Here is a 25,444-nt window from a genome sequence, read left to right as displayed (position 1 = left end):
GAGGTCTTGCGCCAGCAGTGGAAATCACACAAGTGGTTCAGTTTTTGGGAGCCTCGCCCGATGTTCCCCGAACTTTCAAAGTGGCAGCATACTCGAAATGACGAACAGGCAGTTCAGGAGTGCGTATCCGCTCTAGTAGGATTTCGGCCAACCGCGCGCCTAATTTTCTTGGGTTGATCGCCATGGTTGTCAAGCCTGGGGTGGTGACGTCAGCATCCTCGATATCATCAAAACCTACTACAGAAAAATCGTGCCCTGGTTTCAGACCAGTCTGTATCAAGCCGAAGCATGCCCCGAGCGCCACAACATCCCCGTTGCAAACAATACCTGTCACCTCCGGGTGTTGCTTGCGGAGGGCGGTAATAGCGTCAAAGCCAGCGCGCTTGTTTTCATCGCAGGGCCAAATAATCGGCTGCACCCCATCCATCTGCTTTAGCGCGTTGAGGTATCCGGTGATGCGTTCCTCCCTTACAGACGATTGTTCTGTACCGCCAAAATAGGCGATATGCTTGTGCCCCAAATCCATCAAATGCTGTGTGGCATCCGTCAGGGCCTCAGTGTTGAGAATTCCGACATGATCAAGAGATCGCGAGACTTTTCGCATAAACGTCACGGCGGGAACACTATGAGCCTTAAGCAGTTCCACTGAATCTTCACTTGTTTCGAGAGCCGGAACCCATATCAATCCTCCGCGCCCAAATCTAATGCATGCTTCCAAATGGTGGTCCTGACGCTGAAGACTGCCTTGCGCATCTAGTATTGACACCATGAAACCTTCGGCCTCAAGGAAGTCAACGGCACTACTGGCAACCTCAGAGTTGAACGGGTTAGCTAACTTATTGAGAATAAATCCTATTTCGCGATTCTCTCCAGATCGCATCGTTGCAGCTGCATGGTTTGGAACGTAGCGAAGTCGTTTGGCCGCGCTTAAGACTTTCTGACGTGTCTTTTCCGAAATCCGGCCGGTGTCGCGCATGACTTGACTTACAGTTGGAACAGAAACGCCCGCTTCTTCCGCAACGCTAGACAGGGTGGGTTTTTTGGCCATGGAAATCGTTTCTTGCTACAACGTTTGTCTAAACTTGCAAGCGGGACTTGGATTATCAAGTAAAATATATCGATTGACTTGAGATTACTGGCTTGACTCAAGATAAAACGATATATCATACTGCCCTCATTCGCCATAGGCTAATGCAAGTTCGTCGGCGAGGGAGGGAGGTTGTCTGATTTCGATCAACCTCAGGCATAACGGAGGAAAACATGTCTATTCATTCGAAACTGGCGGGTGCCGTATCCGGTGTTGCCATGCTTGTTGGCGCCGCTGCCGTACAAGCGGAGACGCTGTTCTGGTCGACGCAGGCCCGACCTGCCGAAGAAGCGCAGGCGATGCGGACCGAGGTTCTCGGCGGCTTTGATGGCGAGGTCGATTACCAGCCGAACGAAGATGGGCCGTGGCTGACACGTCTGCAAGCCGAACTGCAGGCTGGTTCGGGTAGCATTGATTTGCTGGGTTCATTGCATGGTAACTTCTCGGCGATGAACCCCGAAGATCTTATGGATCTCGGCGATCTGGGCGTCATGTCGGCCTCAGACACTTTTAATGATCTGGCCATGCTGGGAACTGACAGCCTTCACTACATGCCTTGGATGCAAGCGAGCTACATCATGGCCGCGAACACTGAGGCACTGCAGTACCTGCCTGAAGGCGCAGATATTAATGCTCTGACCTATGACCAGTTAATTGCTTGGGCAGCTAATGTTGAAGACGCGACCGGTCAGAAGAAATTCGGCTTTCCAGCAGGTCCCAAGGGACTGAAGCACCGATTCTTCCAAGGCTACCTCTATCCGTCCTACACAGATGGAGTTGTGCGTACCTTTGCGTCGCCTGAGGCCGTCACGGCGTGGGAGAAATTTAAAGAGCTGTGGAGCCACACAAATCCTGCATCGACAAACTTCTCTTTCATGCAGGAACAGCTTTTGAACGGCGATGCCTGGATCGTTTTCGATCACACTTCGCGCCTGGCGCAAGCCTTTAATGAGCGTCCTGACGACTTCGTTGCCTTCCCGGCACCTGCGGGTCCGACCGGTCGCGGTTTCATGCCTGTACTGGCAGGTGTTGCCATCCCGCGTACCGCGCCAGATGCGGAAAGTGCAAAAGCCTTGGTGGCTTATTTGATGCAACCTGAGACGCAGATCGCGACCCTAAAGGCAACGAACTTCTTCCCTGTTGTTGATGTCGAACTGCCAGACGACCTGCCGCCTTCGGTCAAGGCAGCAGGCGAAGCGGTTGCCACAATGAGCGGTTCGGCAGACGCCAATCCTGGACTATTGCCTGCAGGTCTCGGCAGCATGGGTGGTGATTTCAACCGTGTCTATGTGGACACGTTCGAGCGCATTGTTTTGGCGGGGCAACCTATCGAGCAGGTTCTGGAAGATCAAAAGAAGCGGCTTGAAAAGATCATGAATGAAACTGGCGCTCCCTGCTGGGCCCCAGATGCGCCTTCCGACGGTCCGTGTCCCGTCGAATAAATCCAAACAAATAACTGGGCCGTTTTGACGGCGGCCCATTTCCCAACATTTTCCCAATTCAAAGGAGCGGTCCGATGGAAGCGCGGCTATTGCCATACTTTCTGATCCTCCCGGTGACCCTATTTCTCTGTCTGTTTTTCCTCTACCCGTTTGTGCTGGTTGCACAGGAGGCGTTTGGAACGGAGAACGGTTTCTCACTGGATAACTTTCGCGAGGTTGTGAGCTACTGGAAGTTCCCCATCTCGATGAAGAATACATTCCTTCTGGCCGCAGCTGTAGTACCGATCCAGCTGGCACTGTCCCTTCTGATGGCCACGATGGTCACGAAGATGCAAAAGGGCCGCGATCTGGTTCTGTACATTTGGACCATTCCGCTTGGCATCTCTGACCTTGCTGCCGGTATCATCTGGCTGGCGATCTTCGAGCAGTCGGGTTTCCTGAACTCGATGATGGTGGGACTTGGTGTCACGGACCAACCTGTGAGCTTGCTCAGCTATCAAACGCCCTGGATGGTATTCCTAGCGATTATGCTAGCCGAGATTTGGCGTGCGACCGCGATCATGCTTGTGATTCTGGTGGCGGGTATCGGTCTGATCCCCAAAGAGTATTATGAGGCCGCCGATGTGTTTGGAGCCTCTCGTTGGAAGCAATTCACCCGGATCACCCTACCAATGTTGCGCCCATCGCTGCAAACAGCGTTGATCCTGCGAGTCATTCTGGCTTTTGAAGTCTTTGCTGTGGTGGCGGCGCTCGGTGGCACGCTCTTCCCGGTGTTAATGGGCGAAATCTACGCCTATCAGTTTGACCTGCAAAATGGTGGGGCAGCGGCAGCACTGGCGATCATCGTTTTGATTATCTCGATCGTCTTCACTCTGATCATCATGCGCGCTCTGCGCGTCCCAAAAGGAGCCACGATATGACGGCTGTTGCTGATGTTGTAGCCCCGGATGCCCGCAAGGCGGGCAGGGGGGTCTACCGGACCGGAGTGATCTTGCTGTGTGCCTGGGTGATTGTCCCGCTCTACCTTTTGTTCGTGAACACAATGTCTTCACCGGAAACGGTGAACAGCTTCCCAAAAAGCTTCATTCCGGAGTTCAATATGGGATCCCTGAACTTCTTCATGGGGTTCCAGGGGATTCTGATGGCTCTGTGGAACTCGGTTGTGGTTGCTGTGCTGACAATGGTGATGTCAATCACCATCGGAGCGCCGGCAGGTTACGCTCTCTCTCGGTTTGAATTTCGCGGGAAAGAGCTGTTCCGGCTGCTGATCTTGCTGACGCGGGCTTTCCCGCTTCCGCTTTTGGCGCTTCCGCTTGCGGTTCTCTTCATACGCACAGGGTTGGATGACACGGCCTTTGGCCTGTCTCTTGTGCACACGACCCTGGCGATTCCGTTCGCGGTGCTTATCACCTTCTCGCTCTTCTCGGGCATTCCGTTGGAGCTGGAGGAAGCTGCCTGGACTTTGGGATGCACGCGCCTGACCGCATTTACCAAGGTGATCCTACCTCTGGTGTTGCCAGGTATCACGGCCTCAGCCATCTTCGCCTTCGTGATTTCGTGGAACGAAGTATTCGCGGCTGCCGTGCTGACCATCGAGAACCGAACGCTTCCCGCGTTCCTATTGCAGACATTGGGCGAAGCTCCGTTGCACCTTAAATTCGCGGGCGGCTTTATCCTCGTGGTGCCCGCACTGATCTTCATCTTCGCTGTGCGCAAATATCTCTTTGCCATGTGGGGCATCGCCAACCGCTGAGCGGTGGCTGAAAGGAAACTGTTATGGCTGAAATACAGATCAAGAACGTCGCCAAGAACTTTGGATCTTACCAGGCTCTTCACGACATCAACCTGACCATCGCAGACCAGGAGTTCATGGTGCTTCTTGGGGCCTCTGGCTGTGGTAAGTCTACGCTCTTGCGTATCATCGCTGGACTTGAGACGGCTACAACCGGTGAAGTCTGGATCGGAGGGCGACGCGTGGATCACCTGTCGCCCAAGGATCGCGGCATTTCGATGGTGTTCCAGAACTATGCGGTCTTCCCGCACCTGACAGTCTTTGAGAACATCGGCTTTGGTCTTCGCATGCAAAAATTGCCCGACGACGAAGTCAAGCGTCGAGTCGAGCGCACCGCAGGGCTGATGCATATCGAACAGCTTCTCAAACGCTATTCAGGCGAGTTGTCCGGTGGTCAACGCCAGCGGGTCGCCGTTGCCCGTGCATTGGCAATGGAACCCGATGTGATCCTGATGGACGAACCGCTGTCGAACCTTGATGCGTTGTTGCGGATGGAGATGCGGGCCGAACTGAAGGGCGTCTTAGCCGAAAGCAAGACCACCGCCATCTATGTGACACACGATCAGGTCGAAGCTATGTCCATGGCCGACCGGATCAGCGTTATGCATCAGGGCAAAATAGTGCAGGCAGCGTCGCCCATAGAGGTTTACAGGGATCCAGCGGCCGAGTTTGTGGCCAGTTTCATCGGCAACCCGCCGATGAATTTCCTCCCCGCTAAAGCTGCGGGCTCCGGTCGCTGGACAGTTGCGGGGCAGAACTTTGACGGGCCGGCAAGTGGCAAAGATTTGAAATGGGCCATTCGCCCGGAAGATCTGGGCATCGCCGATGCGGGCTTTGGGGCGCGCGCAAAGGTTGTTGAGCCCTTGGGCGCACATTTGCTCGTGACTTGTGACGTGGATGGCCATCAGTTCCGCGCCGTGCTGGACAGTGAGCTAAACGTGAAACCTGGCGACGTACTTACGCTGGCACCGCAAGAGGGCCGGGGGCGGTGGTTTGACCCGGAAACCACCTTGGCTGTCGCCTAAAGGAGAAACAGGATGAGCCAAGCGCTGATTGATCGGGCCCGCAACGTCATGGAAGGAAATGACCGGGGCAGCTATACAGTGCCGACCCACGGCCTATATCCCTTCCAATGGAACTGGGACAGCGCTTTGTCTGCGCTTGGCTTTTCGCATTTCGATTTGGACCGGGCTTGGGTCGAAGTCGAGACTCTCATGACGCATCAGTGGGACGACGGTATGGTGCCCCATATCGTATTCCACGAACCTGATGACGGGTACTTCCCCGGTCCTGATGTCTGGCAAACCGGTCAGGTTGTGCCTACGACCGGTATCACCCAGCCTGCGGTTGCTGGCTTTGCTTTACGTAAGCTTTATGATCGTTCTGATGACAAAGCTGCTGCGCGTGTGCGTTTGGGCAAGCTCTTACCCAAAGTCCATGCGTGGCATCAGTGGTTTTATCGCAACCGTGACCCCGAAGGCACTGGGCTGGTGGCGATCCTGCACCCATGGGAGTCTGGTCGAGACAATTCTGTAGATTGGGACGAGGGGTTGGAGGCCGTGCCGACTGAGGGCGTGACCCCGTTTACCCGGCGCGATACGACACACGCCAATCCCGATCACCGCCCGACTGATGATCAGTATCAAAGGTATATCTGGTTGGTTGAACACTTCCGCGAATTGGGATGGGACAATGCGAAACTGCATGACGCCTCACCATTCCGACTGGTTGACCCGGGCTTTAACGCCATCCTGATAAGATCCTGCGACGATGTCGCTGAATTGGCCGAAATCTTGGGCGTTCCGTCGATGGCTTCCGAAGCCCGTAGTATGGCTACTAAGGGCCGTGCAGCGTTGGAGAACTTGTGGAATCCGCAGCTTGGGCAATATACGTGCTACAACCGCGCCGCGGGGAGATTGCAGAACACGCCAACGGTCGGTGGCCTACTTGCGGCGATTGCGCACGTGCCCAACGGACGCGCTGAAGCGCTCGCGCAAAGGATCAATTTGTTGGCCGAGCGATGCGGTTATCTGGTGCCCAGCCACGATCCGGCGGATGACGCCTTTGACAGCAAACGATATTGGCGTGGGCCGACATGGTTGGTTGTGAACTATATGATCGCTGAAGGCCTGACCAGATCGGGGCAGGGGGCGATGGCGCAGCGCATTTTGGCTGACAGCCTGCGCCTCATCGAGAAGAGTGGCTTTGCGGAATACTATGATCCAATCAGCGGAGAACCATGTGGCGGCGGAGATTTTACCTGGACGGCTGCAATGGTTATCGAAATCCTCAAGGTACAAAGAGTGTCGGCATGAAACGCTCACGCATCAACGAGGTTATGGCGCATGCAGATGAAGTAATCCGCTCCCACGGCTTCACGCTTCCGCCCTTTGCCTATTGGACACCTGAGGAGTTCAAGGCTCGTGAATGTGACGCCCGTCACGTAATCGACGCGCGTTGTGGCTGGGATATCACTGACTATGGTGACGGGGATTTTGACCGGGTGGGCTTATTCCTTTTTACCCTGCGCAACGGTCTACAGAGCGATTTAGCCAAAGGCGGTGGCATGTGCTACGCCGAGAAGCTGTTGATTTCACGGCAGGATCAGCTGTCGCCCATGCACACGCATGTTCTCAAGGCCGAAGATATCATCAACCGCGGCGGCGCAAGCCTGGTCGTTGAACTCTTCGGTTCGGACGACGCGGGCGGATTCGCGGACGACCGCGGCGGTGTGGTCTGGATGGATGGCATCCGCCACGACTTTGGCCCGGGTGAGAAACTACGCCTGGCGCCCGGTGAAAGCGTCACTTTGCGCCCCGGTGATTGGCACGCGTTCTGGGGCGAAGGTGGGGATGTTCTGATTGGTGAGGTCTCGACCGTCAACGACGATGAGACCGACAACATCTTTCGCGATCCGATTGGTCGTTTCGCAGAGGTTGAGGAAGATGTTGCTCCAACACATCTGTTGGTGAGCGACTATAGCAAATGGCTATTCTAACATTGCTGCTTCATGCTTTGCACGCAGAAGCGAAGTTATGTGCAACGTTCGCCGTTTGACTTTGTAGCGGCCAAATGGACCAGATTTTCACAGGGGCAGACGGGCGGCAGGGGAGAGCTCTACTACTTTTGGTATCCACGCTTTGGATTAAACCCTCCGACTTCCAGTTGGACCTGCTTCAGTGTGAAGGAACCGTCTTATGATCTTACCCTTAGGAAAATGGGCCGCAGCCGGGTCGAAGGCTCATTTTCCTGAGGGTAAGATCATGCCATACGACACCGGCAAGCACTGCGTCTTCTATCATCGGTATCACATCGTCTGGTCGACGAAATGTCGTTACAAGGTGTGGACCGGGGCATTGCGCATGCGGGTGCGCGACATCCTCCGTCAGGTCTGCCGCGAGAACGAGGTCGACATCCTGCGCGGGGTATTGTCATCCGATCATGTGCACATGTTCGTGTCGGTGCCGCCGAAGATCGCCATTTCCGATCTCGTGCCAGGATGAAGGGCTGTTCGTCCCACGAAGTGCAACGGGAGTTTCCCGCGATCCGCAGGCGCTATTGGGGCCGTCGGTTCTGGGGTAGGGGCTACTTCTCCACCACCAGCGGCGCAATCACCGAAGACATCGTCCTGCAATACCTCGAAAACCACATCGCTGATCCTACCGACGTCAGTCGGTTGTCGTTCAGTCCGCTGTTTGACGCAACACTTACCTGCCCATTGTTCTACTCATAATCTTCGCTTCACATGCGTCAGTACGAGGGCTCCTGCGGCGCTCACCGCGCCTGAATCTGTTCCAGCCATCGCAATTGCCAACGCCCTGTCTACGCCAGAGCTAGCGCCGAGTATCACGAGTGACCTGCCACGTCCAAGAGCTGGCAGTTGATCCTTACTTTCAATCTTGAGCGGCCGGAAATTTTGATCGAAAGCCGCTTAAATGCACTCATAGATTTCGAACCCAGATTTTTCGATCAGCATCTTCACCAAATGCGGCATTTATGGCCTCGACACAAACATGAAACCGTCGTGACAAGGTCACCGCTTCGACCGGAACAAAGCTAGTAAGGTCCCAAACCTGCCGACCTCAATCAAAGGAAATGATCTCGCAAGTATTGCGATTCCAGTACACTATCCCACCAAGTAGAACACGTTGGTCCCGATCGACGACTTCTAAAACTGGATTTGCGAAAAAGTCGGTCCGCTGTAGCGTTCCAACACCCACAGCGCGCTCGACAGTCTGCTCAATCGTGTTGCTCCTGAACTTGGTCTTAATGGAGCGCGTACGTGTGTCGACCAGGCCGGTGGAAAAGCCAACTTGGCGGGCGATGCTCTGCGGAGACAAGCCAGCCGATAGCATAGTCAAGGGTGTTGTCACGTTAACTTCCGGTCGACCAGGGAATGCTGCGGTAAGGGCCGAGGCCGCATCTCGCGAGTTTTGCCCAAAGTATAGGTGTAACATTGCAGGCCAGCTTCAGAGTTCTCAGGCGACATTCCAACACTTTCGTGATGCAAGGGCTTAAAAGCGACCGCTAACTGACTAACTTATGCGTGCAGGTTGGGCGGACCTAACGTCAGCGGAGTTTGGACACATGAGAATACTGGTTTCGATGCTTGCCATGGCCATATTGGCGACAGCTCCGGCGGCGTTTGCAAATAACGGCAAAGGAAAAGCCAAGAGTCACAAAAGCCAAGCGGTGCAACTGCCTGTGACGGTCAAGCCCGGCCGCGCGAACTGTCCACCTGGGCTTGCCAAAAAGGCCGTTCCATGTGTCCCACCCGGTCAGCTAAAGCGCTATGGGATCGGCGACTATATCTATAGCGACTACTCTGTTCTCAGCGATCCGCGCCGGTGGGGTTTGCGCCCGAATGGCTACTATGTGCAGGCAGGCGGTTATGTCTATGAGGTCAGTCGTGATACCAACAAGGTCTTGAACCTGATAGGCGCGGTTGCGGATATCCTGAACTGATACGTGGTCACGGCCGGGGTCGAGCAAATTGAGGCTTTGCTTGATTGGGTGGTGATTGATGGCCACACGTTCTTTCGTTTCTGGTGTCAAGCGATACCGCCAGAGCGCCAGCAAGAAGATTAACGGAATGTGAATGGTGCGTTCTGTGAACGTTCAAGCAGTTTCGGACATACTGATCCTCGTTGGGCCGGGTGAGCCACCAAACGCTCGACGTCATGGAAGGGGAAACGCATGAACAAGAGCGCCATTGAGGCTCCGTCGCTACATGCCGCAGAACTGCAACCCTCAAAGTCTGCGCTGCATAGCGGGCTCTCAAAAACCACAAATTCGAGCAGTGGTCGCTTCCCTCCTATCGAAAATTCTCTCTCGGAGATCATTAAAAACAAGCGACTTGATGAGGCGAAGAAGAACGTCTGAACCCCTTAGCAGCGTTCCTGGTTTCGCCCGCCCCCCCAACTCGGGTGATGCCAATAGCCAAGGCCCGCTCCAAATCGGAGCGGGCTATTTTTGTGTGGTTAGGCAGTGCAGCCCGCTAGCTATTCGGTCTGTTGGAACGAAGGATCGAACAAAAAGGCCGGGTCAGCCATGCCAGATTGAACTAGCTGCTCGGCTGACCCGGCCCCTTACGCCTCCGTGAGTGGCAGGGCGGAAGATATTGAGCGCTAGAGGCCCAAAATTGATTTTACTGTGGCTTCAACTTCGTCGGTCACCGGTTTGTTGGCCGCATTTTCGAGCGCCTCGCGTTCAGTGTCCGCCTGATCCTCTACCAATTCGGTCAGGTCCTCGACCTCAGCAGCTTTGTCCTCATATTCAACGGCAGCTTGTCGTTCTTCTTTCAGGTCTTTGGCGATGTCGACAGAGTCTTGCAGGTCGGATTTGGCAGTTTCAAGATCTGCTTCGATCTCGGGGTCAGAACCACCAGCATCGGCAAGGTCCTGTTCTAGTTCGGCCACCCTTTCCTTGTTCCGCTGGACGTCGTCCAAAGCGACGTCAAGATCGCTCTCGACTTCGCTAGAGGGTCGGTCAGGCGGCTCCAGACCGTCGAGATGGTCCTCTGCTTCTTGCAGGTCGTCGCGTAGTTCGTCCCCGGCAAGAACCGTGTCGCGGTAGGCCGCGATACGACCGACACGTGAATTAGGAGAGGCATTCCGCAGCGCCGTTTCGCTGGCATTGGCAGCGTTAAGCGCCCCCAGTTCCGAAGGATGCGCACCGAGAAGTTCGGCGATTGAGTCCCCGGGTGCCCTCGCCTCTGGCCGAATTGATCTTGTAACCGCAACGGTTTCCACGGCTTTGCGTGTTGTGCGGACGGTTTTCTGTCTGGCTTTCGCCGTCCTGGTGCGGTTCTTTTTACCGCCAAACAGTTCTTTCAGAGAAAACCCCTTCCTCTTTGAGGATTTCGTGCCAGACCCTTTTGGCTTGGAGCTTGCGCGGTCAGGCCTTGCAGAGGCTTTTTTGCCATCGTTTTTGGCAGCGCCTGAGCCGCCGCTTTTGCCTTTTCCGTCTTTGCCACCGGCGCTATTGCCCTTACCGCCTTTATCTCCGCTATTGCCTTTGCCTCCGCCCTTGTCACCTCCGTTGCCATTGCCACCGCCTTTACCGCCGCCATTCCCCTTGCCCTCTTTTGCATATGCAAAATCTGGGACGGTAACCGTTGCAACGATCGCAACTGACCCAAGCAGGGCAATTGCGATGGCGGAGGCTTTCAATGCTCTTGCTCCCGTAGTCTTCATGTCGGCCCTCACAGATCGCTTGCTAAGCTTGCGGCTCCAAACCCCTCCAATCTCGCTATGCGAGAACAGTTGGCAGGCGTTCGAGTCGGTGAACACCCCCATTTGAACGTATGATCCTTGAATTCAGCCGTAACTGTTTGTTCATCGACAGTTCATTTTGAAATCGGTAGTTTTAAGGGAGTTTTACGCGGTAATAAGTGTCAATGATGAGAGAGCTTCTAGCGATTGCATGTGTGGTTACTCTTCTCTTGACCGGAGAAGGGAACGCTGCCGCACGCGAGCTGGAGCAGTCCGAACTGCGTAAGGCGACCACCTCGGGTGGCGCTATCCGGTTGAAGAAAGTCATCAGAGGGGTTGAAAGGGTCTTTGGCGGTACCCCTGTTGATGCGCGGGCGTTCGAGGCAGACGAAGTTTATTATCGCATCCTGGTCAAGAAACCGAACGGCAAAATCATCAGCGTCATTGTCAATGCACAAACCGGGAAGGTCGTCTCCAACCGATCGCGCGTGGGCCGCCAGATTTCGGAAGCCGCTCGCTCAAGCCCCGGAAAATCGAACACTGCCAAATCCAACGGGAATGCCAGCAACAAAGGCACGAAAGGCAACAACGGAAATCGTGGTGGCAATGGCAACGGTAACTCCGGCGGGAACGGAGGAGGAAACTCTGGCGGCAATGGCGGAGGAAACTCTGGTGGTAATGGCGGAGGCAACGGTGGCGGAAACTCTGGCGGCAATGGCGGAGGCAACGGTGGCGGGAATGGTGGAGGAAACTCAGGGGGCAAAGGCGGAGGCAAAAAATGATAGATGGGCCCCACTAGAGCACCTATGATTTTGTGACATGAGAGTATTACTGGCAGAAGATGAGCCACATCTTTGCGGGCAGATCAAAAAGCTCCTGAACGCCGAAGGACGCGTCGTCGACATCGTCCATAACGGTGTTGATGCTTTGCACATGGGCTCAACCGAGCCATACGACATGATCATCCTCGATATCGGATTGCCGGAACGCGATGGTATTTCCGTCTTGCGTGAATGGCGCCGTGCAGGTGTAAAAACTCCGGTGCTCATCCTGACGGCTCGTGACGGTTGGAGCGAACGAGTGGACGGTTTGGACGCCGGCGCCGATGATTACATGACCAAACCGTTTCATATGCCCGAACTCGCCGCGCGTGTGCGGGCGATCCTGCGGCGCCAAAGCGGGCAGCTAAATCCAGTCATCGAGATGGGAGATGTCATCCTGGATACCCGCAATGGCCGGGTGACCGTAGATGGAATTCCTGTTGACCTGACCGCACAGGAAATCGCCGTGCTAACCTATCTGGCGCATAATGCCGGACGTATGATTTCGAGAACCGAGCTGTCCGAACATATTTACGAGTATGATGGGGACCGCGACTCGAACACGATTGCCGTCTTCATTACCCGCCTGCGCAAGAAACTGGGGTCTGACCTCATCACGACAGCTCGCGGTCGCGGATACATGATAGATTCAGCCTGATGTTATCCCTGCGTCAACGGGCATTGTTGGGAGGTATCGCTTCCGGTGCATTGTCCGTTGGCGTCGGTACGCTCGCGGTATTCTCGTATATTGATGCCAGAGTTTCAAACCGGTTCGACACCACGCTGCAGGATCGTCATACGCAGCTTGTCGTAGGGTTGAGTGTGACCACGGAAAACCCGGAAGCGCTGCGCGACCTGATGTTTGACCCTTCGTATGGCGCACCATATTCGGGACGGTATTGGCAAGTAACCAGCCGCGATGGAGAGGTCGTTACATCTCCGTCGCTTTTTGGCGAGACCATTGAAGAGCCGAGCGGTTCTCCAGATACACCGACATTCTGGAACACTCAGGGTCCTGAAAACGAATCTGTTCGCAGCGTCTATCAGAAGATTACCTATGAGGATGGAACAGTCTGGGGCATCAGCGTCGCCGAAAGCCAGACCCAACTGGTTGAGGAACGACGTGTCACACAACTGAGCTTGTTGCCTGTGTTTGCGTTGGTCGGGTTGATTGGTGTCGCTGGTTCATTGCTCCTGACCTCTATAATTCTGAGGCCACTTCGAAAATTGCGAACAGATGTGGCCCATCGCTGGGACGGGGATGAGGACCTCAAACCTTCACACTACCCAGAGGAAGTGTCTCCTCTCGTCCGAGACCTCAATCAGCTCCTGGGGCGCAATCGGGACATCGTGTCCGGCTCCAGGCGGCAAGCGGCCGATTTGGCCCATGCACTCAAGACCCCAACGGCCATTCTGAGAAATGAACTTTCAGTCCTGTCCGAATGTGGGGCTTCCATTGCGACTGCAGAAGAAGCGCTGGATCGGATTGACGCACAGCTTGCCCGGTCGCTCGCAAGAATGCGGGCGATGAACACCGCAGAACTAAGCCATTCACGAACCGACCTTTCAAACTCTATTGCTCGGCTGGCGCGGCTGTTTTCCAAAATGGCCGAACGGGAAGGCAAAACACTGGATGTCAGGTGTGACCCAGATCTTTGGGTTCGTATGGACACGCAGGACATCGAAGAGGTGTTAGGCAATTTGTTGGACAACGCGGTAAAATGGTGCCGCAACTCCGTTTTGCTAATCGCTAGACAAGAACAGGGCCATATTGAAATCCTCATCGAGGATGATGGACCGGGGATACCCGAAGACGCTCGACGCGAAGCCCTGCGATCCGGTGGGCGTTTGGACACCTCGGTTACCGGCAGTGGCCTGGGGCTGGCAATTGCGGTCGATTTGCTGACAGCCTACGGGGCAAAGTTCGACTTGGGCAGCTCAGCCGCACTGGGTGGGTTGAAATGCACTGTGACTATTCAGCGAGTCAACAAAGGCGTAAAAACATAGGCCATAGCGCTTCACTCTCTGATGGGGGTTCTTTCAGACTCCTGTTAGTAGTGGGCTCACAGCAAATAGCCGTTTGGGTCTGGTGTGACGCATTGCGTTGTGCCAATGCGGCTTGAGATTGCAAAAGATAAAGTCGAGGATCCCAATAGGCATTATTGAAGAACTCTTTCTGTAAGGGATTAACACGAGAACCCAAATGGCTAATCGGTTTGAATGAGTTAGCCATCATCCGCGTGGCTCTCTACTCTCTGCGCCTGCAACACTTTGTTTTTCAACATAATCAGCCGCGAGCACAAGCCGACGACTATAGTGCACGGTGATATGATGCTGCGCTGCCTCCGAGGTCTGCAGCGAGCCTAACCTAAGCCTGCGTTAGGCTGCAACAAAAGTCTGGTTTTGCAGCTAGACGCTCTGTCGGCAATTCATGCCCGGAGCTTGGTGATACGGTCGATGACCCGGCGTATTTCCGGCAGATGTCTGTCATCGTCGTGCGCAACCAGCCAAGCATCGTGCGACAATTCAGGGATAACCTCAGAGCGTCGTTCGAGTCTCGCATCCCTGTCGCCTATGAATGTGGGTAGGACGATCTGCCCCGCGCCTTCCAAAGCAAGATCGAGGGCCAGTCTTGGATAGCTGGCTTCCAGACTGGCATTCTGACCAGCGCGCGCCCTGGCCCAACGCGAGGATGGCGTATCGACACTGTGTATGATCCAGCTTTCGCGAGCTTCGCAGGTTGAAAATACTGCAAATTCATTGCGGGCCAGTTTGCGCCCTGCAAGCCCGTGCTCAGTCGGGCGGCTGTTACGTATCGCAATTGACGCTTCGCGCCTCTTAATGCTGAGGACAGCCTCGGAAGTCATGAAACGCAGCCTGACATCGGCGGGATCGCCGATGATGTCTTGCCACTGTCGCGCTAGCGCAAGCGATGTCCATGTTCCCGCCGATACCTTGATCAATGGCAGATTGCCTTCACTAGGCTTTGTTGTCGCCCGCGAGATGTCTGAGGCCACGCCTTCCAACTCATGCATCAACTCAATGCCCGCGTCTGTCAGATCATAGCCATGGCTTCGACGGACGAAGAGTTCACGACCCATCGCGCGCTCTAGCTCTCGCATCCGCCGGCCTAGGGTTGGGGCGCTGGATGTTACATCCTTGGCAGCAGCAGCAAGACCACCCGCTCGCGCAACAGCCAAGAAAGCCGCAAGGTCATCCCAGCGGATGTGGTCACGAGGTTTCGGATATTCGCTCATCAATGAAATGATGGCTTCAAATCGCGTTGTTTTGCAACTGAATGATGCTGGCTAGCCTTAGAGCGCATGACCAAATCCGTTCCCGTCGCATTTCTGCCTCTCCTATTTGTCGGAACCGTCTGCAATGCCATGGCGGTCTCGTTCATGGGCTTCTACATCGTCGAGAGCCTTCAACGGGCGCCTTGGAACATCAGCGTCTACACCGGTGCCTTCGCCTTGATTGTCATCCTCTCCAACCGCGCCTTCGCCAAGCAGATGGACAGAGGAGCCAACCCGTTTCCGATGATAGGCTTGGCTGCGTCTGGTTATTGCATGGCAGCATTTGCACTGTCCTTGTCGCCCGGCTTTCTGACGGTCGCGACCGCTGGTGTGACCGGCTTCGGCATCGGCTCCAGCGCGATGTCGACCATGTTCTCGCTTGGCGGTGACATTGCCGAGCGCAACGGCATGAAGCGCAGCACGTTTAACGCATATATGCGCGCGACCACATCAACATCATGGATGATTGGACCGGCGTTAAGCTTCACTTTAGCCGACCAATTCGGCCCGGAGGTCGTCTTTCAGGCTGCTTTCGCGATCAGCCTAATCTGGCTTGTTCTGTGGTGGCGAACGGCTCCGCGTGATGGGGCCAGTATACCGCCATCGGTCGTACAAGCAAAAATGAAGAAACGAGAACGAAATCCTGAGCTTTGGGCGGCTATTCTGTTTGTGTTTTGCCTTGCGCTTGCTCATTCTTTGACGTTTTCCGCTCTTCCGCTCTTTTTCGTTCAGGAAGTTAGCCTTCCTGGCTATGCTCCGGGTGTGGCATTCAGCATAAAGACGATTGCCGAGCTTTTCGCAATCTTCACCACACCATATCTGATCGTCCGTTTTGGACTGCGCACTGCGTTGATGGGCACGGCTCAACTCGCCATTGTCGCAATTCTGGTTCTCGCGACGGTTCGCTCCTTCCCACACATGTTGTTTGGTGCTGCAGCCGAAGGATTGTACTTCGGCCTGTTCTCAACGCTCGCGATCAGCTTTGTGCAATCTCTGTCACGGGACCGGCCAGCTCACGCAACAGCGATGTACTGGAATACTATGATGATTGCCCTTGTCGTCGCCGGGCCCGCTACGGGCCTAATTGCGCAGGTATCGGACTTCCAAACCGTCATATTCACAGGATCGGTGTTTGCTGTTGCGTCTGCTGCCATACTTGCATGGTCCTCGTATCAACACTCAGAAAACCAGAAGAGAGACCAAACATGCCAATCAGACAAATAAATGCGGGAGATGGACCTGAAGCCGTTGGTGCCTATGCGCAAGCACTTGAGGTAATGGGCACAACAAGGCGTCTGTATGTGAGTGGTCAGGCACCGATTGCGGCAGACGGCATTTTGCCAGATACCTTTGAGGAACAGGCAAAGACCGTGTGGACAAACATCCTGGCCCAACTACACGCCGCAGACATGTCCGCTATGAACATCGTGAAGGCGACAACTTTTTTGGTTGATCGCAAACACCGCGATGCAAACCGGGACGTTCGGATGGCAATGCTGGGCGGCCATACCTTCGCGCTTACAGTCGTACTGGCCGGAATGTTTGAAGACGGTTGGCTTTTGGAAATCGACGCCATTGCCGAGAAGTAACCCCTCGTCCCGTCTCTACAAGCGGACTTGGCACGAACGACCGCAATGTACCCCTGATCGTGAGTAGGAGCAGCTTCCGTTTTCGCGTATGAAGCGAATGACAGCAAAGCGGGTTGCGACTGCAGCATCCGGCAGTTGCGCCGAGAGTCCGCTTTGGGCCGTGGATAGCCTTCGGTGCATATGGTACAGGCGGAAGCCTGGCGCCATTGGAACCAGAGTAGGTGCGTCTATTAGTCAAGATTTTGTGCCGCCTGAGACGGCAATTCCGCATAAGATGCGTCATAGAAATAAGTCAGCCAAATTGACGACCCATCGAAGAGCATATCGGAAATCCCACGCGAGTGAGACCCGGCGCTCAGCGGAAGAATGTTTCCATCAGTTTCAACGCGCATGAGCCTCGCATTCGGGTACTTCTCGTGACCCCGATAACCTCCGACAACAACTGTGCCGTTTACGATTTCAACGGATTCCAAGTTACCGAAGCCGTCTGCAAGACTTACGGCGTTATCCCCGTTGCTGGAATGCGGAACCCAATACAAAGCGCTGTCCCAGGCGTCGTCGCTGCCCCAGGACACAGCATATATTCCTGTCTCTGCGATCGCAAAGCGGGCAAGCCCACTGACAGGCAGATCATTGAGGTAAGGCTGAATTTGTCCGGTCTGGGTTGCGACCGACAGGAATGCGCCCCGCCCAAAATCACTCACAAATAGAGTGTTCTCGTCGAGAGCTTCGATATCGTAGAGAAAAACACCATCTTCATCGAGAGCCTGCCGCCAGTTTACTGTGCCATCCAACGCAGTCGAGATGATCTCATTGCCATCTACAATGACAATCTGGTTACTAGAGCGCACCATCCCGGTCGGATTGCGCAGGCCTTGTCCGTCCGAGAGTTTGATTTCTTCGGTCGTGCCGTCGGGAGTGAGCTTGTATAGTCCGCCATTAGTGGCGTCCGAGCCGAACTCTTCATCTGGCCCACCCGGTCCAATCGATACGGCATAGACATCGTTCCCTATCGGCAAAACCGCTTCGGTAAAAGGTGGCAGCTTCTGTTCGGCGACAGCAGGGCAGGCTGCAGTGCAGGCAATGAGTAGCGAATGAGCTTTCATCTCAAATAAATCTCCTGTGTAGCTGCGCTTCGATGTTGCCACCCGTTTTGGCTGCGATGACTGCTCTGGGGCGGCCGTATCGAACCAAGCGGTCTGCATCATGAGCTTTGGGCGAAGGTCAGAAAGTGCGGGGCCAGTGCCGTGACGGCAGCGTCAATGGTTAGTGGGTCTTCGTAAAACTGAAGCTGGTTGGCACCGTCAATCCAGTGCAGCGTCTTCTGCTCTGATGCGATTTTTTCAAAAATGCGGCGGGGAATGTCCTGACCGCTTGCAGCTCGGTCGCCATGGATCATCAATACGGGCAGGCTCAGTTGAGGAGCTGTTTCGTCGATCCGCCAGCCCCAAATACTGGCTTCACTCATCGCGGTGATACGGTTTTCCCAACCCCCTTTGAAAGTCAGCCAAGGGGCCCTGTTGTCCCAGGGCAGGTACCAGTCCGCGATGGCGGTCGCCGTCAGAAGGGCATCCTCAGAGCCGACAATTGGAATGTAGCTTGCCTCCCCCGTTTCTTCGAAATCGGCGGCTGCTTTGGTCGCGCGCTCCATACGCGCTTCTATTGCGGCATCGCTGCCGAGGTACATTCTGGCGGTCTCAGCGGTCAGATAATGGCCCGCAACAACCCCGAGTGATGCCACGCGATCGTCTGTCACCGCTGTTTCAATCGCCCAGTTGACGCCCTGGCAAATCCCGAGAAGATGCAGCCGGTTTGCGTCGATACCTTCCTGAGCGGCGAGAAAACCGAGGGCCGCCTGGCAGTCTTCAACCTTGGCTTCGCCAGACTCGTAACGCCGGGGTGCGCCCGAGCTTTCTCCATGATAGCGCGGGTCGAATATCAGAACAGCCAACCCGCGCGATGCCAGGCGGGTTGCATATTGAACAGGTGACTGTTCCTTTACGAACGCAACAGGCCCGATGATCACGACTGCCGGGTGAGGTCCGTCCGAAGCAGGCGCCAGCAAATTTCCAACAAGAGTTTCCCCAGAGCTGTCAAAGGACACCGTTTGAACATCGTAGGAGCCAGGTGCCGATTGACCTGTGTCCCCGGACGACGCCGCGGTGGCGGACCCGGCAGCGAAAACTCCGCTCATGGAAGAAACAATCGCAATTGAATTGAACTTGCGACGTGTAATCATTGCTGGTGTCCTTTCGTACTGAGTTTGACGGTCTCCGCCCCCAAGAGATCATGGACAGAACGTCTGATCGGGCGCGCCGGGTTGGGCTTCGCTTGTCAGCTAGCTTGCGATCAGCATAATTTGGATGACGAAAAGAGCATGATGGACATGCACAACATGAATGATAGTCTAACTTCTCTGGATATGCGGACTTTGCGGTTCTTGCAGCTCTTGCTTCGCACAAGCAGCGTCACACGCACGGCAATGCATCTGGGGATCAGCCAGCCCGCCGCCAGTCGAATTCTCGCCCGAGTACGGGATCTGATAGGAGATCCAGTGCTGATCCGAACGCAGTCTGGATACAAGTTAACGGATCATGCTCTGGGCTTGAAGGAACCTGTCGATGCAGCACTGTCGGCGATAGCTGACGTCTTCAGGCCTTCCGCCTTCGATCCGGCACAGTCCAACCATTGCTATCGCATTGCCTCGACAGATTATGGCGTCGCAGCTGTCCTGGGACCGATGATGGACGACTTTGCCGTTACCGCACCAGCATTAAGGTTTGATGTCTCGCCACTGGTGCCGCAAAGCTTTAGCGAGCTGGAAAAGGGAGCGATTGATCTGTTGTTATACGCGGATTTGGATGCCAGAGACGATTTGCTTGTTCAGAAACTATTTGATGAAACCTACGAAGTCCTTTTCCGACAAGGCCATCCGCTTGAGGAACACGCAGCACCTAAGCGGGCCCTTACTCCGCAAGACGTGTCCCCTTACCGGTTAATCGAGTTCAGTTTTCCGGGCACCACGGGTCTGAAACCAGATACGATTATGCGGAAAGACGGAGACGGTTCGAATGCCGTATTCCAACAGCCCTACTTCACCACGCTGCCTTTCCTGGTCGGACAGACGGATGCGGTTGCAGCTGTCCCCAGGCGGCTGGCAAAGCAAGTTCAGAAATTGACCTCTCTTTGTTCAGCGCCGTTTCAGCCGCGTTGCGGCTTCCCTTATTATCTGATCCGCCACGAGCGCAGCCGCTTCAATCCGGCGATCAATTGGCTGAGGGAACAAGCACTGAAGATTACCAAATTTGACTGATCAGATATTCGAGTGGCGATGATGGTTTGAACGTGAGAATTTCAAAGTACAGAGAAGCCATCCTAATCACCAGCTGCTCTTAGGTCCTACTGAAACCACAATCCATAGACCGCAGGTTTGTTGGGCTGAGCTGCAACATCGATGGTTACTGTTACATCTCAGCCAAGAGTGGTGTTCCAGATCTTCGACTACGTTCCAGCTTGGCGATTACATCGAACGGCCGCAATGTGGGCTGCGACTGCAGCATCAGAACTAGGGGATGAATGTCTGTTGTGGGCCGGAAAACTACTTCCCGCGCCCTCGACATACGGAACTCGATCGCGTTTGCGGGTTCAGCAGTGCATCCGCCTTCTCTTCGTGCAGGACCAAAATTTCCCCAGCAATTCACCAGATGGTCCCAAAGCCCGAACTCGCACAGCGCCCTACACAGACCCTCATTGCCGGAATTCACCGGCCAACACCAGTTACTCGCAAGTGGCGGGGTGAAGGAGAGTGAGTATGCCTACCTTGTTTGGCCCAGGGGGAATTTTCGATCAGGGGTTTGATCTTGGTCCCTTTGTGACCGGAACCAATAGTACCGACTATTTCTTGTTGAATCATGATTACACAACGACCGTGAACCTGCTCGGCGGGAATGACAGGTTGTGGCTCTACGGCCATGGCGACTACGAAGTGGACCTGGGATCGGGTCACGATCATGTCTATGTCCGCGGCTTAGGAAATGTCGAAGTCGACGCCGGGTCGGGGCTGGACCGGGTCTATGTCGAGGAGATGGGAACCCATGATCTGGATGGCGGCGCGGGTGTCGACCGGCTGGACTTCTCGAAGGCGAACCATGGTATCAGCTTTTGGCAGAACCGCTTCTCGGACATAAACGAGGAAGAACCGATCTCTGTCTTCTCCAACTTTGAAAATGTCGTTGGCTCAAAATTCGCGGACAAGTTTGTATCAGTGTACGACGAGGACAATGTTTGGAGCCTGGGCGATGGCGATAACTATGCCGAGTTGGGCGGTGGGACCGACATTGTCTATGGTGGAGCCGGTTGGGACACCATAGTCACCGCGTGGGGGGAACGACCGGATCTATGCGGGTTCAGGCACCGACAGGGTTATTGTCAAAGAAAACCCATGGTATGTCGAAGCCGGAGACCTGCCAGACTTCTTTGACGGTGGGTCAAACGACGCGTCGCTCGGTTGGGTAGGGTATGACATACAATCTAAGCTGGGTGTGCATATCAATGCGGATACGGGGCGCGCTGTCAGCTTTCGTACGGTTGAGACCACGACTGACGCAGGAGATCAGCAAACTGAAACCACGATGTTCGTGGACAACTTTCAGAACTTCGAGCAGTTCATCGGATCTGAGCACAATGACAGCTTTCAAGGTAGTTCCGACGTGGAAGCGACTGAGTGGTTCGAGGGTGGCTATGGAGATGATGTCTTTTGCGCTTCCTTGGGGCAAGACAACTTTAGCGACGTACGCATCGGGTTCGACGGTGGCTTTGACACGGTGGACTACAGCAGGTTGGAAGGCTCGATCCGATTCAATGCGGACACCGATTTTGTATCGGTTCGTGACGCGAATGGGTCGGAGATCAGCGTGCACCGAATCCGCGACAGCATTGAGAAGGTGGCCGGGACGGATAGCCATGATATTCTAGCAGGGAACCGTTTTGACAACCATTTCGATGGCGGTCGAGGCTCGGATGTTCTTACTGGCAGGGGCGGTTCGGATGTCTTCATTTTCGATGGGAGCAAGGGCGACATTGGCTTTGACAGGGTCACTGACTTCGAAGCGTTCGAGGACGACCTGATGCTGAAAAACCTGCACCTCACCAACGGAAGGGAAGTTGCAGGGTTTGGGGATCTCGATTCCAATGGGGATGGGGCTCTGAACACAGATGATGCGAACATGTTTGGCTTTGCAGATAAGACAGTGCTCTTGTTTGCCGAGGGTTACGTCCAGCTGGACGACGTCCCGATCTTGCACGAGAGCGACCTCTTGTTCGCTTGACCGCTGGTCGCCGTAGCCTTCAGCAACGACGTGTCTTCAGTATGACACACTTGCTCGGACCGCCCGGCGAGTTCGCCGGGCGGTTTCTTTGGTCCTGATACTATGGTTGCGATACGGGTGAAGTCGATTTGCAAAGACCTGACTCTAGTTTCTGTTTCGCCAATAGACTTATTACGACCGGATAGTCGATCCCCCCAGAACATCACCAGATTCTCACCCAGCATGAGTTTCTTCTGTCTGTGACACTGACCCACAAGCGGCCCCCGCATTGCGGCCAACAACACCTGTTTTGATGGAGAAACACAGTGTCTAGTACCAAACCACTCATTGTTGCGATCCACGGCACCGCCAGTTCCGGCAGCATGTGGAAGCCGCTAAAACGGGCGTGCGCGGGCAGTTACGACCTTCAGGCCCTCGATGTGCCGGGCTATTGCGGCAATGCAGATCTACTCTTTGAGCCAAACGAAGATCTGGTTTCAAAAGTGGCCTCTCTGATCGACTTCCGCCGCTCAAACGTTCACCTTGTGGGTCATTCGTTTGGTGGCACCAGCGCGCACGCGATTGCCGACGGGTATGGGAATGATGGGAACGACCTCATCATCGCAGGCGGCGGTTTCGACTACATATAGGGGTCCGCGTGACCGCCATCCGTTTCAGAAAAAGGAAAAAGACGATGATGAGAAGGAGTTTTTTCTCAGCGCTATCTATTGCAGGGGCCACTTTTCTAGCGCCACAGATACTTGCCGCCGACGAGGCGATTGCCGGGAGCTATTCGGTTCAAGGACGCAATGTCGAAGGCCAGATCTATCAGGGGCTTGCAACGGTTCAGCAGGACGGGTCATTCGTGAATTTCGAATGGAGGACCGGTTCCCAGGTCGTCAGCGGTGCAGGATCCATCGATGGCAGGGTTGTTACAGTCGACTGGGGATCCGAGCACCCGGTTGTATATGTGGTAATGGCAGATGGCACGCTTCACGGAACATGGGCAGACGGCTTAGCCCTTGACAAACTGACACCGCAGTAGACGCCAGCGCGTTGTGCCCCCGAGACCAACCCCGATGGTCATAGGACCATCGGGATGTCTTCTCCGGCAATGAGATTGCTCCAAGATCAACGGTTGTTGCCAGCCCGGTAGCCGTCTGGTCGTTGAATTGCGGCTGTTCAGCAACTGTATGTTTCAGGCAGGTAGTTGGGCCCACTTTTGCCGCGACTTGCAGATCTCAATTGAGGACGCCTCATAACTTCTCAGGAAATTCTCATGTTTGTATCAAGTCTCATCCCGCTTCGCTCTGTAGTTCACTGCCATCACAGTTTGCCAATCTTGCGGCAGCAATCGTGAAGGGCAGGAGAAGAACAATGAAAACTCGGATCATCAATTGCACACGGTTGTCGACTGCAATCGTGGTGGCGTCATTCAGCTGTGTTCAAGCTCGCGACTTGCCAGAACCTCTGACTGACAGTGATTTCCTGTATGAGGGTAGCCCGGATGCGGAGGTCTTCGAATTGGGTCGGATGCTGTTTTTTGATCCGATCTTGTCTGGTAACCTGAACATCTCATGTGGCACCTGTCACTCGCCTGCACATGGAACCGGTGACGGCATTTCTTTGTCGATCGGTGAAGGCGGGCAGGGTTTCGCCAAGTCCCGCAGAACTGGTCCAGAAGGTGTCATTGGACGTGTTCCGCGCAATGCCCAGCCACTCTACAACGTTGGTGCAAAGTCATATACATCCTTTTTTCATGACGGACGGCTTGAGCCTGATCCATTGGGAACATTCCAAAGTGGTTTCTGGAGCCCGGCGCGCGAACATCTCCCTGAAGGCCTGGACAACTTGCTTGCGGCCCAAGCCATGTTTCCCGTTCTTTCGCCGGTTGAGATGGCCGGCCAAAAGGGAGAAAACCCGGTTGCCACTGCTGTGGCGGAAGGCCGACCGACAGACGCATGGTCACATCTGGCCAACAGGCTCGCCGAAATCCCCGAGTATCGCGCGATGTTCAAAGCAGCGTTTGGTCATGGGGAAGTAACATTCGTACAAGCCGCAAACGCACTAGCGGCATTCCAGAGCAAGGCGTTTCGTTCCCACGAGAGCCCATATTCTCAGGCGCTGAAGGACAATGACCCAACTCTGCTAAGTGACGCAGCGCGGGAAGGCATGAAGCTCTTCTTTGGCGAGGCAGGATGCTCTGCCTGCCATTCAGGACCATTGTTGACCGACCACAAATTCCACGCCGTCGCGATGCCCCAGGTCGGCCCAGGAAAAGGTCACGGCAGTGATACGGGATATTGGCGCGCTTCCGGCTTTATGGACCGTGTCGAGGATGAGGGACGTTTCAGAGTTACTTTTGATCCGAAGGACAAGTTCGCGTTTCGAACACCCTCACTCATCAATGTGTCGCTCACTGGGCCTTGGGGTCACAGCGGAGCCTACAATACCCTTGAAGCCGTTGTTAAGCATCATCTGAATCCTGTCGCTTCGCTGCATGCCTATGACCCAGTTTCTCTACCGCACCTGGACGATGTGATCGAACAGACCGGTGAGGGATCGCAACTGATCTTCCGACCACTGAATCCGGCGCGGGCAGGCGGATATTTTCTTCGAGATCAATGGGTTCAGTCTTCCGGAAAACTTCGCGGTCACATTGCGGGTGCAAACGATCTCATGCCCATTACCCTATCGAACGCCCAGATTAGCGCAATTCTGGAATTCCTCGAGAGCGCAAGTGATCCAGCTGTATTGGACCTCGTCGACCTGATACCAGCGTCGGTCCCGTCAGGCTTGGCTCCACAGCCCACACGGCATCAAGGAGCGAGCAAATGACTCAGAAATAATGCAGAAGTGGCGCCCAGTGCGGCTTTTGGCAACCAAGCCGGGCAGGGTGGGCGATTCCGACAGGGATGGCTTTTTCGAAGACCATGCCCTGAGGGATTTGGATCTGGCTCCAATTCAAACCCGACCTGTCCGCAAGCTCAACACCTGATTTCAAACTCAATTTTGGCAAACTGAAAGGCTAAACCCATGAAACTCAAACTACTTGTTTCTTCTCTTTTGTGCAGCATCGCCATAGCGGGCCATGCGGAAGATTCATCCCAAGCCAACATCATGATGGCAGCTTACGACGCGCAGCACACAATGACCCTGAGCTTTGTCTTCCACATCGATGAGGAATTGACGGAACAGGATGTGTTCTACGAACGTGAACCAGGCTCTGGCGAAGTGTTTCGCCCAACCGCGGCCACGCGTGACATGGATGCGCCTCTTTACGCTCCTGCCGTCGCAGTGCCGCATACTCCACTGCAAACGGAAAATATCGGTCCGTGGCCGCGTGGAAGAGAGCTAAACATCACCCTGGGTGAATGGTTCGCTGCGAGCGGTGGCGG

The 25,444-nt window shown here is 54.9% G+C and carries 25 protein-coding genes and 1 pseudogene; 21 read left to right on the top strand and 5 right to left on the bottom strand.

Annotated elements, in window-relative coordinates; genetic code table 11:
- Positions 1–37: 37 nt before the first annotated feature.
- Complete coding sequence (locus tag Q5Y75_RS21520; protein ID WP_306201446.1) at positions 38–1,048, bottom strand: LacI family DNA-binding transcriptional regulator; 1,011 nt, start codon at positions 1,046–1,048, stop codon at positions 38–40.
- Between the two features lie 212 nt (positions 1,049–1,260).
- Here Q5Y75_RS21520 and Q5Y75_RS21515 point away from each other — a divergent pair, with 212 nt between their 5' ends.
- The 9 genes and pseudogenes from Q5Y75_RS21515 (at position 1,261) to Q5Y75_RS21475 (ending at position 9,703) form a co-directional block, all read left to right on the top strand.
- Positions 1,261–2,529, top strand: a complete 1,269-nt coding sequence (locus tag Q5Y75_RS21515) for an ABC transporter substrate-binding protein (RefSeq protein ID WP_306201444.1) — start codon at positions 1,261–1,263, stop codon at positions 2,527–2,529.
- A gap of 74 nt (positions 2,530–2,603) precedes the next feature.
- Positions 2,604–3,449: a carbohydrate ABC transporter permease gene (locus Q5Y75_RS21510; protein WP_306201443.1), complete on the top strand. Its 846-nt coding sequence runs from the start codon at positions 2,604–2,606 to the stop codon at positions 3,447–3,449.
- Complete coding sequence (locus tag Q5Y75_RS21505) at positions 3,446–4,282, top strand: carbohydrate ABC transporter permease (protein WP_306201441.1); 837 nt, start codon at positions 3,446–3,448, stop codon at positions 4,280–4,282. The genes Q5Y75_RS21510 and Q5Y75_RS21505 overlap by 4 nt, the downstream gene beginning before the upstream one ends.
- Before the next feature lie 23 nt (positions 4,283–4,305).
- Positions 4,306–5,346: an ABC transporter ATP-binding protein gene (locus Q5Y75_RS21500; RefSeq protein WP_306201440.1), complete on the top strand. Its 1,041-nt coding sequence runs from the start codon at positions 4,306–4,308 to the stop codon at positions 5,344–5,346.
- A 12-nt stretch (positions 5,347–5,358) separates the two neighbouring features.
- A complete protein-coding gene (locus Q5Y75_RS21495; protein WP_306201438.1) occupies positions 5,359–6,636 on the top strand; it encodes an amylo-alpha-1,6-glucosidase in 1,278 nt (425 codons plus the stop codon).
- Complete coding sequence (locus Q5Y75_RS21490) at positions 6,633–7,319, top strand: D-lyxose/D-mannose family sugar isomerase (protein WP_306201435.1); 687 nt, start codon at positions 6,633–6,635, stop codon at positions 7,317–7,319. The genes Q5Y75_RS21495 and Q5Y75_RS21490 overlap by 4 nt, the downstream gene beginning before the upstream one ends.
- A 265-nt stretch (positions 7,320–7,584) precedes the next feature.
- Positions 7,585–8,054 (top strand): annotated as a pseudogene (tnpA, locus tag Q5Y75_RS21485) (IS200/IS605 family transposase).
- 854 nt (positions 8,055–8,908) lie between these two features.
- Positions 8,909–9,286 carry a hypothetical protein gene (locus Q5Y75_RS21480; protein ID WP_306201433.1) on the top strand — a complete coding sequence of 126 codons (378 nt, stop codon included), beginning with the start codon at positions 8,909–8,911 and terminating at the stop codon, positions 9,284–9,286.
- Positions 9,287–9,517: 231 nt separating this feature from the next.
- A complete protein-coding gene (locus tag Q5Y75_RS21475) occupies positions 9,518–9,703 on the top strand; it encodes a hypothetical protein (RefSeq protein WP_306201431.1) in 186 nt (61 codons plus the stop codon).
- A gap of 245 nt (positions 9,704–9,948) precedes the next feature.
- Here Q5Y75_RS21475 and Q5Y75_RS21470 read toward each other — a convergent pair whose 3' ends face one another.
- A complete protein-coding gene (locus tag Q5Y75_RS21470) occupies positions 9,949–11,118 on the bottom strand; it encodes a hypothetical protein (RefSeq protein WP_306201429.1) in 1,170 nt (389 codons plus the stop codon).
- A 101-nt stretch (positions 11,119–11,219) separates the two neighbouring features.
- Here Q5Y75_RS21470 and Q5Y75_RS21465 point away from each other — a divergent pair, with 101 nt between their 5' ends.
- Genes Q5Y75_RS21465 through Q5Y75_RS21455 form a run of 3 tightly spaced genes read left to right on the top strand, consistent with a single transcriptional unit; the run spans position 11,220 to position 13,862 of the window.
- Complete coding sequence (locus tag Q5Y75_RS21465) at positions 11,220–11,816, top strand: PepSY domain-containing protein (protein WP_306201427.1); 597 nt, start codon at positions 11,220–11,222, stop codon at positions 11,814–11,816.
- A 37-nt stretch (positions 11,817–11,853) separates the two neighbouring features.
- A complete protein-coding gene (locus tag Q5Y75_RS21460; RefSeq protein ID WP_306201426.1) occupies positions 11,854–12,513 on the top strand; it encodes a response regulator transcription factor in 660 nt (219 codons plus the stop codon).
- Entirely contained in the window at positions 12,513–13,862 is a 1,350-nt protein-coding gene (locus Q5Y75_RS21455; protein WP_306201424.1) for an ATP-binding protein, read from the top strand. The genes Q5Y75_RS21460 and Q5Y75_RS21455 overlap by 1 nt, the downstream gene beginning before the upstream one ends.
- Before the next feature lie 422 nt (positions 13,863–14,284).
- Here Q5Y75_RS21455 and Q5Y75_RS21450 read toward each other — a convergent pair whose 3' ends face one another.
- Positions 14,285–15,112: a LysR family transcriptional regulator gene (locus Q5Y75_RS21450; protein ID WP_306201422.1), complete on the bottom strand. Its 828-nt coding sequence runs from the start codon at positions 15,110–15,112 to the stop codon at positions 14,285–14,287.
- A gap of 66 nt (positions 15,113–15,178) precedes the next feature.
- On the opposite strand from Q5Y75_RS21450, the gene Q5Y75_RS21445 reads away from it, so the two are divergent.
- Both Q5Y75_RS21445 and Q5Y75_RS21440 read left to right on the top strand, forming a co-directional pair.
- A complete protein-coding gene (locus Q5Y75_RS21445) occupies positions 15,179–16,375 on the top strand; it encodes an MFS transporter (RefSeq protein WP_306201421.1) in 1,197 nt (398 codons plus the stop codon).
- Positions 16,357–16,740 carry a RidA family protein gene (locus Q5Y75_RS21440; protein ID WP_306201419.1) on the top strand — a complete coding sequence of 128 codons (384 nt, stop codon included), beginning with the start codon at positions 16,357–16,359 and terminating at the stop codon, positions 16,738–16,740. The genes Q5Y75_RS21445 and Q5Y75_RS21440 overlap by 19 nt, the downstream gene beginning before the upstream one ends.
- 230 nt (positions 16,741–16,970) lie before the next feature.
- Here Q5Y75_RS21440 and Q5Y75_RS21435 read toward each other — a convergent pair whose 3' ends face one another.
- Both Q5Y75_RS21435 and Q5Y75_RS21430 read right to left on the bottom strand, forming a co-directional pair.
- Entirely contained in the window at positions 16,971–17,846 is an 876-nt protein-coding gene (locus tag Q5Y75_RS21435) for a hypothetical protein (RefSeq protein WP_306201418.1), read from the bottom strand.
- A 98-nt stretch (positions 17,847–17,944) separates the two neighbouring features.
- Positions 17,945–18,979 carry an alpha/beta hydrolase gene (locus tag Q5Y75_RS21430; RefSeq protein ID WP_306201417.1) on the bottom strand — a complete coding sequence of 345 codons (1,035 nt, stop codon included), beginning with the start codon at positions 18,977–18,979 and terminating at the stop codon, positions 17,945–17,947.
- A 120-nt stretch (positions 18,980–19,099) separates the two neighbouring features.
- Between Q5Y75_RS21430 and Q5Y75_RS21425 the strand changes: the two genes are divergently transcribed.
- The 7 genes from Q5Y75_RS21425 to Q5Y75_RS21395 form a co-directional block, all read left to right on the top strand.
- Complete coding sequence (locus Q5Y75_RS21425) at positions 19,100–20,053, top strand: LysR family transcriptional regulator (protein WP_306201415.1); 954 nt, start codon at positions 19,100–19,102, stop codon at positions 20,051–20,053.
- A 498-nt stretch (positions 20,054–20,551) separates the two neighbouring features.
- The gene (locus tag Q5Y75_RS21420; RefSeq protein ID WP_306201413.1) at positions 20,552–21,220 is read left to right on the top strand and encodes a calcium-binding protein; all 669 of its coding nucleotides are present in this window, start codon (positions 20,552–20,554) and stop codon (positions 21,218–21,220) included.
- 151 nt (positions 21,221–21,371) lie between these two features.
- Positions 21,372–22,067, top strand: coding sequence for a calcium-binding protein (locus Q5Y75_RS21415; protein ID WP_306201411.1), 696 nt, complete (start codon positions 21,372–21,374; stop codon positions 22,065–22,067).
- Between the two features lie 305 nt (positions 22,068–22,372).
- A complete protein-coding gene (locus tag Q5Y75_RS21410; protein ID WP_306201409.1) occupies positions 22,373–22,696 on the top strand; it encodes an alpha/beta fold hydrolase in 324 nt (107 codons plus the stop codon).
- An 8-nt stretch (positions 22,697–22,704) separates the two neighbouring features.
- Positions 22,705–23,091, top strand: coding sequence for a hypothetical protein (locus Q5Y75_RS21405; protein WP_306201407.1), 387 nt, complete (start codon positions 22,705–22,707; stop codon positions 23,089–23,091).
- A gap of 332 nt (positions 23,092–23,423) precedes the next feature.
- Positions 23,424–24,884: a cytochrome-c peroxidase gene (locus tag Q5Y75_RS21400; RefSeq protein WP_306201406.1), complete on the top strand. Its 1,461-nt coding sequence runs from the start codon at positions 23,424–23,426 to the stop codon at positions 24,882–24,884.
- Between the two features lie 198 nt (positions 24,885–25,082).
- Positions 25,083–25,444 (top strand): hypothetical protein (locus Q5Y75_RS21395; protein WP_306201404.1); only part of this gene is annotated, 362 nt, incomplete at its 3' end.

Source organism: Ruegeria discodermiae, from assembly GCF_030758345.1.
Lineage (GTDB): Bacteria > Pseudomonadota > Alphaproteobacteria > Rhodobacterales > Rhodobacteraceae > Ruegeria_C.
This window is presented reverse-complemented; position numbering and strand designations above follow the sequence as displayed.